The organism is Paraburkholderia kirstenboschensis (genome assembly GCF_904848585.1).
Taxonomy (GTDB): domain Bacteria; phylum Pseudomonadota; class Gammaproteobacteria; order Burkholderiales; family Burkholderiaceae; genus Paraburkholderia; species Paraburkholderia kirstenboschensis.
In genome coordinates, this window is record NZ_CAJHCR010000008.1 from 156,795 (window position 1) to 169,631 (window position 12,837).

13 protein-coding genes are annotated in these 12,837 nt (G+C 63.6%); all 13 read left to right on the forward strand.

The window, feature by feature from the left end; all coding sequences use genetic code 11:
* Positions 1-15 precede the first annotated feature (15 nt).
* Positions 16-336: a flagellar transcriptional regulator FlhD gene (flhD, locus tag JMY24_RS21305; protein WP_006050893.1), complete on the forward strand. Its 321-nt coding sequence runs from the start codon at positions 16-18 to the stop codon at positions 334-336.
* 45 nt (positions 337-381) lie between these two features.
* Complete coding sequence (gene flhC, locus JMY24_RS21310; protein WP_128596008.1) at positions 382-942, forward strand: flagellar transcriptional regulator FlhC; 561 nt, start codon at positions 382-384, stop codon at positions 940-942.
* A gap of 227 nt (positions 943-1,169) precedes the next feature.
* Positions 1,170-2,030 carry a flagellar motor stator protein MotA gene (motA, locus tag JMY24_RS21315; protein WP_006050895.1) on the forward strand — a complete coding sequence of 287 codons (861 nt, stop codon included), beginning with the start codon at positions 1,170-1,172 and terminating at the stop codon, positions 2,028-2,030.
* Between the two features lie 19 nt (positions 2,031-2,049).
* Entirely contained in the window at positions 2,050-3,057 is a 1,008-nt protein-coding gene (gene motB / locus JMY24_RS21320; RefSeq protein ID WP_128596007.1) for a flagellar motor protein MotB, read from the forward strand.
* Between the two features lie 84 nt (positions 3,058-3,141).
* Positions 3,142-3,519, forward strand: coding sequence for a response regulator (locus JMY24_RS21325; RefSeq protein WP_128596006.1), 378 nt, complete (start codon positions 3,142-3,144; stop codon positions 3,517-3,519).
* Positions 3,520-3,606: 87 nt separating this feature from the next.
* Positions 3,607-5,892: a chemotaxis protein CheA gene (gene cheA / locus JMY24_RS21330; protein ID WP_201702842.1), complete on the forward strand. Its 2,286-nt coding sequence runs from the start codon at positions 3,607-3,609 to the stop codon at positions 5,890-5,892.
* 63 nt (positions 5,893-5,955) lie between these two features.
* The gene (locus JMY24_RS21335; protein WP_020070727.1) at positions 5,956-6,486 is read left to right on the forward strand and encodes a chemotaxis protein CheW; all 531 of its coding nucleotides are present in this window, start codon (positions 5,956-5,958) and stop codon (positions 6,484-6,486) included.
* Positions 6,487-6,528: 42 nt separating this feature from the next.
* Complete coding sequence (locus tag JMY24_RS21340) at positions 6,529-8,442, forward strand: methyl-accepting chemotaxis protein (protein WP_201702844.1); 1,914 nt, start codon at positions 6,529-6,531, stop codon at positions 8,440-8,442.
* A 201-nt stretch (positions 8,443-8,643) separates the two neighbouring features.
* Positions 8,644-9,576, forward strand: a complete 933-nt coding sequence (locus JMY24_RS21345; protein ID WP_128596004.1) for a CheR family methyltransferase — start codon at positions 8,644-8,646, stop codon at positions 9,574-9,576.
* On the forward strand, positions 9,573-10,358 hold the full coding sequence (cheD, locus tag JMY24_RS21350) for a chemoreceptor glutamine deamidase CheD (RefSeq protein WP_128590994.1): 786 nt from the start codon (positions 9,573-9,575) through the stop codon (positions 10,356-10,358). The genes JMY24_RS21345 and cheD overlap by 4 nt, the downstream gene beginning before the upstream one ends.
* 5 nt (positions 10,359-10,363) lie before the next feature.
* Complete coding sequence (locus tag JMY24_RS21355) at positions 10,364-11,452, forward strand: protein-glutamate methylesterase/protein-glutamine glutaminase (protein WP_027776958.1); 1,089 nt, start codon at positions 10,364-10,366, stop codon at positions 11,450-11,452.
* Between the two features lie 59 nt (positions 11,453-11,511).
* Positions 11,512-11,907 (forward strand): chemotaxis response regulator CheY, encoded by a 396-nt coding sequence (cheY, locus tag JMY24_RS21360; RefSeq protein ID WP_006050905.1) that lies wholly within the window; start codon positions 11,512-11,514, stop codon positions 11,905-11,907.
* Position 11,908: 1 nt separating this feature from the next.
* Positions 11,909-12,619, forward strand: a complete 711-nt coding sequence (cheZ, locus tag JMY24_RS21365; protein ID WP_128592425.1) for a protein phosphatase CheZ — start codon at positions 11,909-11,911, stop codon at positions 12,617-12,619.
* The last annotated feature ends 218 nt before the right edge of the window (positions 12,620-12,837 follow it).

The following is a 12,837-nucleotide window of genomic DNA, read 5'->3' on the forward strand; positions in this document are numbered from 1 at the left end:
CACCCCGGGGGAATCATGAGCGCGACAAGCGAAATGCTCAATGAGATCAGAGAAGTCAACCTTTCTTATCTCCTGCTCGCGCAGCGCCTGCTTCGCGAAGACAAGCCCATGGGCATGTTCCGCATGGGAATTTCGGACCAGTTGGCCGATGTGCTCGCCAACCTCTCGTTGGCGCAGACCGTGAAGCTGGCGGCGTCCAATCAGGTGCTGTGCCGTTTCCGTTTCGACGATCACGCCGTGCTGTCCGCGCTCGCGGACAAGGGCAAATCAAGCGCCGTTGCGCAGGCGCACTCCGCGATCCTGATGGCAAGCCAGCCCGTCGAGCAACTCGGCTGATGGCAGTCCGCACGAGGCAAGCAGTCGGGACGGGAACGTAAGCGGATGGCCTATAAAAGCGTGGTGCTCGAAGTCAAGGAAATCACCTTGGCCATCGAACTGATCGAACTCGGCGCGCGTCTGCAACTGCTCGAGGCGGAAACCAGCCTGTCGCGCGACCGGCTCATCAAGCTGTACAAGGAACTGAAAGGGGTCTCGCCGCCCAAGGGCATGCTGCCGTTTTCCACCGACTGGTTCATGACGTGGCAGCCGAACTTTCACTCCTCGCTGTTCTACAACATCTACCGCTTCATGGCCGACCATGGCGGCTGCGCGACGATCCAGTCGATCGTGAAGAGCTACCGGCTTTACCTCGAGCACGTGCATTTGCACGACGACGAACCCGTGCTCAGCCTCACGCGCGCATGGACGCTCGTGCGCTTCTTCGATTCGGGGATGTTGCAGATCACGCCCTGCTGCCGCTGCGGCGGGCATTTCGTCGCACATGCTCACGACCCGAAACACGGGTTCGTCTGCGGACTGTGCCAGCCGCCTTCGCGCGCCGGTAAGACAAAGAAAGTTGCCGACGCCCGGGCCCGCGAGAGTCTCGCCGCGCTCGTCGCCTGATCGGCAAGCGGGCCGCCGGCGCGCGGCCCTCGTTCACCTCCCCGTCCAATGGGCCTTGCCGCCCGGCTGATTGCCGCGCCGAGCCTCGCGCATCGCGCGTGTGGCCAGCCGCGCCCGCCTCTGGTTTACACCGGCGCGGCCAGCCTCTTTTCCGTCAAAGTTTTCTGGTGCGTTGCCGTAAACCAGTTTAACGACGGTCACCGTCGCTTCTTTGTGAGGGCTCCGCAGTGCTGATTTTCGTGGGAACACTCGTGACGCTTTTGTCCGTCTTCGGCGGTTACGCGCTGGAAGGCGGCCATCTCGGCGCGCTGTTGCAGCCCGTTGAAGTGCTGATGATCGTCGGCGCTGGCGTCGGCGCGTTCATCCTCGGTAATGGGATGAAGACGATCAAGGCAACGCTGCGCGTCATTCCGACCCTGTTCAAGGGCGCGAAGTACAACAAGGACGTCTATATGGAGCTGATGGCGCTCCTCTACGTCCTGCTCGCCAAAGCGCGCAAGGAAGGCACGCTGACGCTGGAAGCGGACATCGACGATCCGTCGAAGAGCCCCATCTTCACGCAGTACCCGAAGATTCTCGCCGACCATCACATCATCGAGTTTCTGACCGACTACCTGCGCCTCATGGTGGGCGGCAACATGAACGCGTTCGAAATCGAAAGCCTGATGGACGAGGAGATCGAGACGCATCACCAGGAAGGCGAAGCGCCCGCGCATGCGCTGAACAAGGTCGGCGACGCAATGCCGGCGTTCGGTATCGTGGCCGCGGTGATGGGCGTGGTGCACACCATGGCGTCCGCCGACAAACCGCCGGCGGTGCTCGGCGAAATGATCGCGCAGGCGCTGGTCGGTACGTTCCTCGGCATTCTGCTTTCTTACGGGCTGATCGGGCCGCTCGCGAGCGTCGCCGAACAGCGCGTGACCGAGTCGACCAAGATGTTCCAGTGCATCAAGGTGACGATTCTCGCCAGCCTGAACGGCTATGCGCCCGCGATTGCCGTCGAGTTCGGCCGCAAGGTGCTCTTCTCGACCGAGCGTCCGTCGTTCGCCGAGCTCGAAGAGCACGTGCGCCGCGTGAAGGCCAAGTAAGGGCGCCGGGAACGAACCGATGAGCAACAACAAAGACCGCGCCATTGTCGTCAAGCGCGCCGCGCCGAAGAAGGCCGGCCACCACGGCGGCGCCTGGAAGCTCGCCTATGCGGACTTCATGACCGCGATGATGGCGTTCTTCCTGCTGATGTGGCTGCTGAGTTCGGCATCCACGGTGCAGCTGAAAGGCATCGCGGAGTACTTCAACCAGCCGTTGAAGATCACGCTGTGGGGCGGCGACCGCAGCGCGGAAGATTCGAGCATTCTGAAGGGCGGCGGCCGCGATATTTCGACCGACGCGCAAGGAGTGACGCGCTCAACGGACGGTTCGAACAATCGAGCCGAGCGCACGGTCTCGCATAGCAGCGAAGACTCGATGAAGCAGTTGCAGGGTGAGCTGGAGCGACGCGAGCAGGTCCGTCTGCACGATCTGCAAGTGAAGCTGATGGCCGCGATCGAAGCGAATCCGGTGCTGCGCCAGTTCAAGCAGCAGATACGAATCGATTCGACGCTGACCGGCTTGCGCATCGAAATCGTCGACTCGCAGAAGCGGCCGATGTTCGCGACAGCGAGAGATCAGGTCGAGCCGTACATGCGCGACATTCTGCGCGAGATCGGCCACACGCTGAACGATGTGCCGAACCGCATCATCGTGCAAGGACACACCGACGCCGCGCAGTACGCGGGCGGCGAGAAGGGCTACAGCAACTGGGAACTGTCCGCGGACCGCGCGAATGCGTCGCGCCGCGAGCTGATCGCCGGGGGCATGGACGAAGCAAAGGTGATGCGCGTACTCGGCCTCGCGTCGACGCAGAACCTGAACAAGGCGGACGCAATGGATCCGGAAAACCGCCGCATCAGCATCATCGTTCTGAACAGGAAGTCAGAGGAGGCGCTCAATCATGACGACTCCACTACGACGACCTTGTCGGACGACGCAGCCGGCTCGAAGCCGCTGCTGCAAAAACTGGCGCAGCCGATGACGGTCGCGCCCAAGGTACCGGCGATAGCGCCGGCGGCTCAGTAACAGAAGGCGGTCGCCCGGCTGCTCCATGCGCCTCACTGGCGCGGACAGCGGGGCGACACATAGCGTAAGTGCAGCGAGGTTTTCATGATCAGGCATATCCTGGCAATCGACGATTCGGCATCGATGCGGCAGATTCTTTCCGCGACGCTGACGGCGGCCGGCTATGAGGTGACGCTCGCCGCGGACGGCGCGGAAGGGCTCGAAAACGCGCTCGCCGTGCGGTTCGACCTGGTGTTGACCGATCAGCACATGCCGGGCAAGACCGGCCTCGATCTGATCGCGGAACTGCGCGGCAATCCGGCTTACGCGGCGACGCCCATCCTCGTCCTGACGACGGAATCGGGCGAGTCGTTCAAAGCCGCGGCGCGCGAAGCGGGCGCGACCGGCTGGATCGAAAAGCCGCTCGACCCCGACATGCTCACGGAACTGGTGGCGGCGTTGGCCGAGCCAGATCAGGCGTAAGCATCAACCTTAGACAAGTTTTAGAAGCTCTCGACGCTGCGGCACGGTAGCCCAAGCCTAGACAGGAACTCTCGCGGTGACCCAGGCATGACACTCGACATCACTCAGTTCTATCAGACGTTCTTCGACGAAGCGGACGAACTGCTCGCGCAGATGGAGCAGCTGCTGCTCAATCTGGACCTCGCGCACCCGGACCCCGAAGACCTCGCGGCGATTTTCCGCGCGGCGCATTCGATCAAGGGCGGCGCGGCGACGTTCGGCTTTACCGCCTTGACGGAGACGACCCACATTCTCGAATCGCTGCTCGACCGTGCGCGCAACAACGAACTCGTTCTGCGCAAGGACATGATCGACACGTTCCTCGAAACCAAGGACGTGTTGTCGGGGCAGCTCGCCGACTACCGCGCGAGCGCAGAGCCCGACGCGGCGGTTGCAAAGGCGATCTGCGCGAAGCTCGAGCAGTTGCACGCGGAAAGCCGCGGCGTGGCTGCGCCGGCTGCTGCAGCGCCGGTCGAAGCCACAGTGGCCGCGCCGGTCGAGGAACTGGCAACAGTAGAAGAAGGCAGTCCGCCGGAACACGTCGTCGAACAGGCGGTGCAGGCGGCGGGCGAATGGAATGACGGCGAACCGGCACAGACCGGGCAAGCCGAAGGAACCGGCGACGCGGACGACGCCGCCGGTCCGCATCTGAAAATTACGCTACGGGGCGTTGATGAGAAGGACCAGGAGCTCCTTGCCGAAGAGCTGGGTAACCTGGGCAATATCGTCGGGCAGGTCAAGAGCGGCGGCGATCTCACGCTGTGGCTTCAGACCGATGTTACGTCCGACGACATCATCGCCGTGTGCTGTTTCGTGATCGACGAAAGTCAGATCTCGATCGGCCGCGGAACCGCACCGGCGGACGGTGCTCAGCAAGGCGAACCTGGAACGCCCGACGCTGAGCCCTCGTCTCCGGCGCAAGCAGCACCGGCGGCTTCGGCCGCCACTAATACCGCAGCACCCGAGGCGCCCACGGCGTCTGTAGCGCAGCCTGCTCCGACGCCGAGCGCCGAGCCCGCCAAGGCGGCTCCGGCTCCCGCAGCGGCTCAGGCCAGCGCACCGGCAGCAGCTCCGGCGACCGCTGGCGCGGCAGCCGGCGAGCAGGACCGCAAGGCCGCGCGTCCGGCAGCGGCGGCAGGCGGCGCGGAAGGCAGCTCGATTCGCGTGGGCGTCGAAAAGGTCGATCAGCTGATCAACCTGGTCGGCGAACTGGTGATCACGCAGGCGATGCTTGCGGAAACCACCAGCACGTTCGATCCGGCACTGCACGATCGCCTGTTCAACGGCATGGCACAGCTCGAGCGCAACGCGCGCGATCTGCAGGAAGCCGTCATGTCGATCCGCATGATGCCGATGGATTACGTGTTCAGCCGCTTCCCGCGTCTCGTGCGCGATCTCGCGGCGAAACTCGGCAAGGAAGTGGAACTCGTCACCTTCGGTCAGGCGACCGAACTCGACAAGAGCCTGATCGAGCGGATCATCGACCCGTTGACTCACCTCGTGCGCAACAGTCTCGACCACGGCATCGAAACCGTGGAAGCGCGGCGCGCGGCGGGCAAGGATTCGACCGGTCAGCTCGTGCTGTCGGCGGCGCATCACGGCGGCAACATCGTGATCGAAGTCAGCGACGACGGCGCCGGTCTGCGCCGCGACAAGATTCTCGCGAAGGCCGCGAAGCAGGGCATGCAGGTCAGCGAAACGATGACCGACGAGGAAGTCTGGAACCTGATCTTCCTGCCGGGCTTCTCGACGGCGGAGCAGGTCACGGACGTGTCGGGCCGCGGCGTCGGCATGGACGTGGTGAAGCGCAACATCCAGGCGATGGGCGGTCACGTGGAAATCACGTCGCACGCCGGCAAGGGCAGCACCACGCGCATCGTTCTGCCGCTCACGCTGGCGATTCTCGACGGCATGTCCGTCAAGGTCGGCAACGAGATCTTCATTCTGCCGCTGAACTTCGTGATGGAGTCGCTGCAGCCGCAAGCCGAAGACATCTACACGGTCGCCAACGGCGAGCGCGTGGTGCGCGTGCGCGGTGAATATCTGCCGCTCGTCGCGTTGCACGAAGTGTTCAACGTCGACGGAGCGAAGCAGGAGCCGACCCAGGGCATCGTCACCATCATGCAAACCGAAGGGCGTCGCTTTGCGATGCTGATCGACGAGCTGGTGGGACAGCAGCAAGTGGTCGTGAAGAACCTCGAAACGAACTACCGCAAGGTGCGCGGCATTTCCGCGGCGACCATTCTTGGCGACGGCCGCGTAGCACTGATCGTGGACGTGGCGGCGCTGAACCGCGAGTCGCGCAACGCGCATGGCGCAATGAGTCTCGCATGATGTCCGTCAAATTCGCTGTAACACTCACTCAACTTGATTTATCCCAACCGTTTGGGGGCTAACGTGGCAGAAGTTCAATCCATCAATTCGAGCGTCGCGAACGCGACGAATGGTCGCCGCGACGCGCAGCAGGCCGACGCCGGCGGTCAGGAATTCCTCGTCTTCACGCTCGGCGCCGAAGAGTACGGCATCGACATTCTCAAGGTGCAGGAAATCCGCGGCTACGACAACGTGACGCGCATCGCGAATGCACCCGAGTTCATCAAGGGCGTCATCAATCTGCGCGGCATCATCGTGCCGATCGTCGACATGCGCATCAAGTTCCATCTGGGCCGCGTCGAGTACGACCACCAGACCGTCGTGATCATCCTGAACGTCGCGCATCGCGTGGTCGGCATGGTGGTGGACGGCGTGTCCGACGTGTTGACGCTTGCCATCGACCAGATCATGCCGGCGCCGGAATTCGGCGCGACGCTGACGACCGAGTACCTCACGGGTCTCGGCACCGTCGACGGCCGCATGCTGATTCTGATGGACATCGAGAAGCTGATGACGAGCCGCGAAATGGCGCTCATCGAAACGCTCGGCGTCTAACGGCCGCGGCGTTCAGAAAAGTTTGGAACAGGGAGCATTGAGATGCTAAGCAGGTGGTCGATTCGCACATCGCTCACGCTAGTGGGGATCATTCTCGTCGCGCTGACCATGGTGGTCGGCGTGCTTGGGCTGACGGCGCTCGGCAGCGCAAGCAAGTCGCTCGACCGCATCGCGCGCGGCGATCTGGTTGCGATTCACGCGCTCGACGACGCTTCGGCATATCTGCTGCGCTCGCGTGTTTCGCTGGACCGCTTTACCGCGCTGACAGCCGCTGGCGACACTGAAACGGCGAAGAAGGTTCTGGACCGTGCAGTGGAACTGTACGGCTTCAGCAACAAGAACTGGCAGACCTACGTCGACGCGCCCAAAAACGGCGTCGACCAGGCGCAGATGGACGAACTGCTCGCGCGCCGCACGGCGCTCGTGCGCGACGGCATGGAGCCGGAATTCGCGGCGCTGCGGGCGAACGACATGGCCGCGTACCACGCGATCGCCGATACGAAGATCAGCCCGATGTTCGTCTCGTATGACAACGCGGCGTCGCTCGTCATCAAGAACCTGCAGCAACAGGCGGTGGACCAGCAGGCAGCCGCGCAGTCGAACATTTCGCTGATGACGACGCTGATCGTCGCGTTTGCCGCACTCGCGCTGCTGCTCGTGATCGGTCTGCGTTTCGCGCTGCGCGGGCTCATCGTGCAGCCGCTTCAGGACGCAACCGAATGCTTCGAGCGGATCGCCGCGGGCGATCTGTCCGAAGCGATCGAGGTGAGAAGCCGCAACGAAATCGGCCGCCTCTTTGCCGGCATCAAACGGATGCAGGAAAGCATGGCGTCGATGGTGACCGCGGTTCGCAGCAGCACCGAATCGATCGACACCGGCGCGCGCGAGATCGCGATGGGCAACACCGATCTGTCGCAACGCACCGAGCAGCAAGCCGCCTCGTTGCAGGAAACCGCATCGAGCATGGAGCAACTCACGGGCACCGTGCGCCAGAACGCCGAGAACGCGCGTCAGGCGAGCCAGCTCGCTGTGAACGCGTCCGACATCGCGACGCGCGGCGGCGAGGTGGTAAGCCAGGTCGTCACGACGATGCAGGACATCGCGAGCAGTTCGAGCAAGGTCGTCGACATCATCGGCGTGATCGAAGGCATTGCGTTCCAGACCAACATTCTGGCGCTGAACGCGGCGGTGGAAGCGGCGCGTGCCGGCGAACAGGGCCGGGGCTTTGCGGTGGTGGCCGGCGAAGTGCGCAGCCTTGCCCAACGCAGCGCGAGCGCCGCGAAGGAAATCAAGGAACTGATCGGCGACTCGACCGACAAGGTGCAAAGCGGTTCGGCACTCGTCGGACGCGCCGGCACGACGATGGACGAGATCGTGCAGGCCGTGCGCCGCGTGACCGACATCATGGGTGAAATCAGCGCGGCGTCCGAGGAGCAATCGGGCGGCATCGAGCAGGTGAATCGCGCGGTCGTGCAGATGGACGAAGTGACGCAGCAAAACGCCGCGCTCGTCGAAGAAGCGGCGGCAGCAGCAGGGTCGCTCGAAGATCAGACGCGTCAGTTGCAAGCCGTGCTGAGCGGCTGGAAGGTCGCCAGCAGCCCGGCTCGCAGTTTCGCCGCGCCGGCGCAGCCGCAGGTGAAGGCGCGGGCAGCGGTGGGCAAGAGCAAGACGATGGCGAAGAGCGCGCCGCGACCGGCGCATGGCGCCGCAGCGCAGCCGGCAGCAAGCGCAGCAGCAAGCGGAGCAGCAAGCGGAGCAGCAAGCGCAGCAGCAACGGCAAATGCAGCATCGGCAGGCAGCACCGCTTCCGCTTCGGGCAATCACGAAGCAGGCGCGGTGCGCGTCGAACCGGCGCTCAAGCCGAAGACGCCGCCTGCGGCATCCGCGCCCACAGCACGGCCGGCCGCTGCCAGCGTAGCCTCGGCGGGCTCGGACGCGGACTGGGAAACGTTTTAGGAAATGACGAAGAAACATGCAGTCATTCGGTATCGCGCGCCATGTGGCGCGAATCATCGAAGCACGCTCATACAGCGTGTCGCGGGCCGACTGCATGGTGGTGGAACTTGCGGGCGGGCGCGACCCCGTGAAAATAATCCCTTGCTCGCCGGCAGCTCCGTCGCGCAAGCGTGATGGCTCGTATCGCAGGCAGGAACTTTCATGATGGCAACGCGCGCACAGCAACGCACCGACCGGGCAGAACCGGTCAGATCCGGCGAACAGGGACGTGATTTCGAATTCACTTCTGCGGACTTCACACGCATTCGCGAACTGATTCACAGCAGCGCCGGCATTTCGCTCTCCGATCACAAGCGCGACATGGCGTATAGCCGACTCGCTCGGAGGCTGCGCGCCCGTGGTCTCGACTCGTTCAAGCAGTACCTCGATCTGCTCGAAGCGGAAAACGATCCGGCCGAGTGGGAAGCATTCACCAATGCGCTTACCACGAACCTGACCGCGTTTTTCCGCGAAGCGCATCACTTTCCGATCCTCGCCGATTTCGTGCCGCGCCGCGCGCAGCCCGTTTCGGTATGGTGCTCGGCGGCATCGACCGGTGAGGAGCCGTATTCGATCGCGATGACGCTGATCGAAGCGCTCGGCGAGACCGGCGCGCGCCAGGCCACGGTGCTCGCGACCGACATCGACACGCAAGTGCTTGCGAAAGCCGAAGCCGGTATGTACCAGTTCGACCAGGTGAAGCACCTTTCGCCCGAGCGGCTCAAGCGCTTTTTCCTGAAGGGCACCGGCGCGCATGCGGGCATGGTCAAGGTGCGTCCGCAAGTGCGCGCGATGGTGCGCTTCGAGCAATTGAACCTCACCGACCGGGATTATCAGTTGCGCACGCAGTTCGACGCGATCTTCTGCCGCAACGTGATGATCTATTTCGACAAGCCGACGCAAGCTCAGGTGCTCGGCCGCTTCGAGCCGTTGATGAAGTCGGGCGGCCTGCTGTTCGCGGGCCACTCGGAAAACTTCACCTACGTCACGCAGGCTTTCAAGCTGCGCGGTCAGACTGTGTATGAACTGACGCGCGATGCAGCCGGCGCGCGCGCACCGGCGCGCACGGCGGCGACGAGCGGGGTGACGGTATGAGCAGCGCCTTGCCTATCGCGACCAATCTCTACTACGACAACCACTTCCAACGCCCCGGCGTGAAGCTGTTGCCCAACGAGTTCTACACCACGCACGAGGACATGGTGCTCGTCACCGTGCTCGGTTCGTGCGTCGCGGCCTGCATTCAGGACCGGACGGCCGGCATCGGCGGCATGAATCACTTCATGTTGCCCGACGACGGCGCGGAAGTCGGCCAGCCTGCATCGGATTCGATGCGCTACGGCGCTTACGCGATGGAAGTGCTGATCAACGAACTCATCAAGGCCGGCGGCCGACGCGAGCGTTTCGAAGCGAAGGTGTTCGGCGGCGGCGCGGTGCTTGCGGGCATGACGACGATCAACATCGGCGATCGCAATTCGGAATTCGTGCGCCGCTATCTGGCGCTCGAAAAGATTCGCATCGTCGCCGAGGATTTGCAGGGCTCGCATCCGCGGAAGGTGGCATTCATGCCGCGCACGGGCCAGGTGATGGTGAAGAAGCTGCGTCTGCAGCAGGACCCGAGCGTGGCCGAGCGCGAACAGGCGCTCGTGCGGCAGACCGCCGAAGCGCGCGCCGAGCGGCTTGCCGCCGCGAGAAAGCGGGTCGAACTGTTTTCAGCGCCAGCCGCCACGAGGCCGAAGATAGAACTCTTTGGCTCGAACGGTGGCTCGGGCAGCACGGCAGCGAACGGCGCGGGCGCGCCAAGATCGCGTATCGAACTGTTCGGCTCGACCCCGCGCCCGACTAATTCAAATAACGCCAGAACCGCAGAGGAGGCGTGAGCGCTGTGCAAAAGATCAAAGTATTGTGCGTCGACGATTCGGCGCTGATCCGCAGCTTGATGACGGAAATCATCAATAGCCAGCCGGACATGACCGTCGTTGCAACCGCTCCCGACCCGCTGGTCGCGCGCGAGCTCATCAAGCAGCACAACCCCGACGTGTTGACGCTCGACGTCGAAATGCCGCGCATGGACGGTCTCGACTTCCTCGAGAAGCTGATGCGTTTGCGTCCGATGCCGGTCGTGATGGTCTCTTCGTTGACCGAGCGCGGCAATGAAATCACGCTGCGCGCGCTGGAACTCGGCGCGGTCGATTTCGTGACGAAGCCGAAGGTCGGCATTCGCGACGGCATGCTCGACTATTCGGAAAAGCTAGCCGACAAGATTCGCGCCGCGGCGCGCGCTCGCGTGCGCCAGGCCGCGCCGGTGCATCATGCGCCGGCTGCCGCCGGACATGCGCCCGTCGGCGCCGCGCCGCTTTTCAACAATCCGCTGCTGAGTACCGAGAAGCTGATCATCGTCGGCGCGTCGACGGGCGGCACGGAAGCCATCCGCGAAGTGCTCGTGCCGCTGCCGCCGGATGCACCCGCGGTGCTGATTGCACAGCATATGCCGCCGGGTTTCACAAAATCTTTTGCGCAACGCCTCAATGGTTTGTGCCGGATTACCGTTAAAGAGGCAGAGCACGGCGAACGTGTGCTGCCGGGACATGCGTATATCGCCCCGGGCCACGCTCACCTGCTGCTTGCCCGCAGCGGCGCGAACTACATCGCGCATCTGTCGGACGATCCGCCGGTGAACCGGCATCGTCCGTCGGTGGACGTGCTGTTCCGTTCCGCCGCGCAGCACGCGGGCAAGAATGCGGTCGGAGTGATCCTGACTGGAATGGGGCGCGATGGCGCCGCGGGTCTGCTGGATATGAAAAAGGCAGGGGCTTACACCCTTGCGCAGGACGAGGCGAGCTGCATCGTGTTCGGCATGCCGCGCGAAGCGATTGCGCTGGGCGCGGCCGACGAAATCGCGTCGCTGCCGGACATGTGCCGGCGCGTGATGGCGCGGCTTGCGTCGATGGGCGATCGCGTTCAGCGGGTATGATGCGCCGTTCGAATTGAGGCGGTCATACGCCGCACCGTGAATCAAGTAAAGGGAATCAAATGGATAAGGCAATGAAGTTTCTGGTTGTAGACGATTTTCCGACGATGCGCCGGATCGTTCGCAACCTTCTGAAAGAGCTGGGCTACGGCAACGTCGACGAAGCCGAAGACGGCCAGGCCGGTCTCGCCCGTTTGCGCGGCGGCACGTACGACTTCGTGATCTCCGACTGGAACATGCCGAACCTCGACGGTCTCGCCATGCTCAAGGAGATTCGCGCCGATGCAAACCTCAAGCACTTGCCGGTGCTGATGGTGACGGCCGAGTCGAAGAAGGAAAACATTATCGCGGCGGCTCAGGCCGGCGCGAGCGGTTATGTCGTAAAGCCGTTCACGGCCGCGACGCTGGACGAGAAGCTCAACAAGATTCTCGAAAAGATGGCCAAGACCGGGAGCTGATGTGAACCTGCCGACCAATGCACCAGGCGCCGAAGCGGTCAACGAGAGCGGCGACTTCGCGTCAGACCGCATTCTTGCCCGCATTGGACAACTGACACGTACGCTGCGTGATTCGATGCGCGAGCTTGGGCTCGACAAGCATGTCGAGCGCGCGGCCGAAGCCGTACCCGATGCACGCGACCGTCTGAAGTACATCGCGAACATGACCGAGCAGGCCGCCGAGCGCGTGCTGGGCTCGATCGACGTCGCGAAGCCGATCCAGGAGCAGTTGCAGAAAGACGCCGGCGAACTCGACGCGCGTTGGGAGCAATGGTATGCGGCGCCGATCGAACGCGCGGAAGTGCGCGCGCTGATGAACGATACGCGCGAATTCCTGCGCGGCGTGCCCGCAGCAACCACCGCGACCAATTCGCAGCTCATGGAGATCATGCTCGCGCAGGACTTCCAGGATCTGACCGGTCAGGTGATCAAGAAGATCACGGACGTCGTGTACCTGATCGAGCAGCAGTTGCTCGGCGTGCTCGTCGAGAACATCGCGCTCGAGCGCCGTGAGCAGTTCGCGGCGCACGCCGCAGCGCTGGTCGCCGAAGTATCGCCGACCGGCAGCCCCGAGCATCTGCTGAACGGTCCGCAGATCAATCCTGAAGGCAAGACTGACGTCGTGCAGGACCAGTCTCAGGTCGACGATCTGCTCGCCAGCCTCGGTTTCTGAGCGGCCCGCGCCCTTGCGGCGCGAGGCCAGCCAGTATGAATAGCAAGGCGCGCTCCCGCGCGCGAATGCTGTCTATCGACACAAACCGCAGGCATACTACGAGGTCAAGCAGCGGCGCGGCCCGAGGGTGAACGCTATCACCAGCGGCCTGCACGACGAGGTATTCCTCGACAATGCGGCCCCGTCCGTGCCCTATGATTTGCCTATTTGCAGCCGGT

Bases quoted from the DNA above. Each gene is read 5' to 3' on its own strand.
- flhD (WP_006050893.1), top strand. From the start codon at position 16: ATGAGCGCGACAAGCGAAATGCTCAATGAGATCAGAGAAGTCAACCTT.
- flhC (WP_128596008.1), top strand. From the start codon at position 382: ATGGCCTATAAAAGCGTGGTGCTCGAAGTCAAGGAAATCACCTTGGCC.
- motB (WP_128596007.1), top strand. From the start codon at position 2,050: ATGAGCAACAACAAAGACCGCGCCATTGTCGTCAAGCGCGCCGCGCCG.
- JMY24_RS21325 (WP_128596006.1), top strand. From the start codon at position 3,142: ATGATCAGGCATATCCTGGCAATCGACGATTCGGCATCGATGCGGCAG.
- cheA (WP_201702842.1), top strand. From the start codon at position 3,607: ATGACACTCGACATCACTCAGTTCTATCAGACGTTCTTCGACGAAGCG.
- JMY24_RS21340 (WP_201702844.1), top strand. From the start codon at position 6,529: ATGCTAAGCAGGTGGTCGATTCGCACATCGCTCACGCTAGTGGGGATC.
- JMY24_RS21345 (WP_128596004.1), top strand. From the start codon at position 8,644: ATGATGGCAACGCGCGCACAGCAACGCACCGACCGGGCAGAACCGGTC.
- cheD (WP_128590994.1), top strand. From the start codon at position 9,573: ATGAGCAGCGCCTTGCCTATCGCGACCAATCTCTACTACGACAACCAC.
- cheY (WP_006050905.1), top strand. From the start codon at position 11,512: ATGGATAAGGCAATGAAGTTTCTGGTTGTAGACGATTTTCCGACGATG.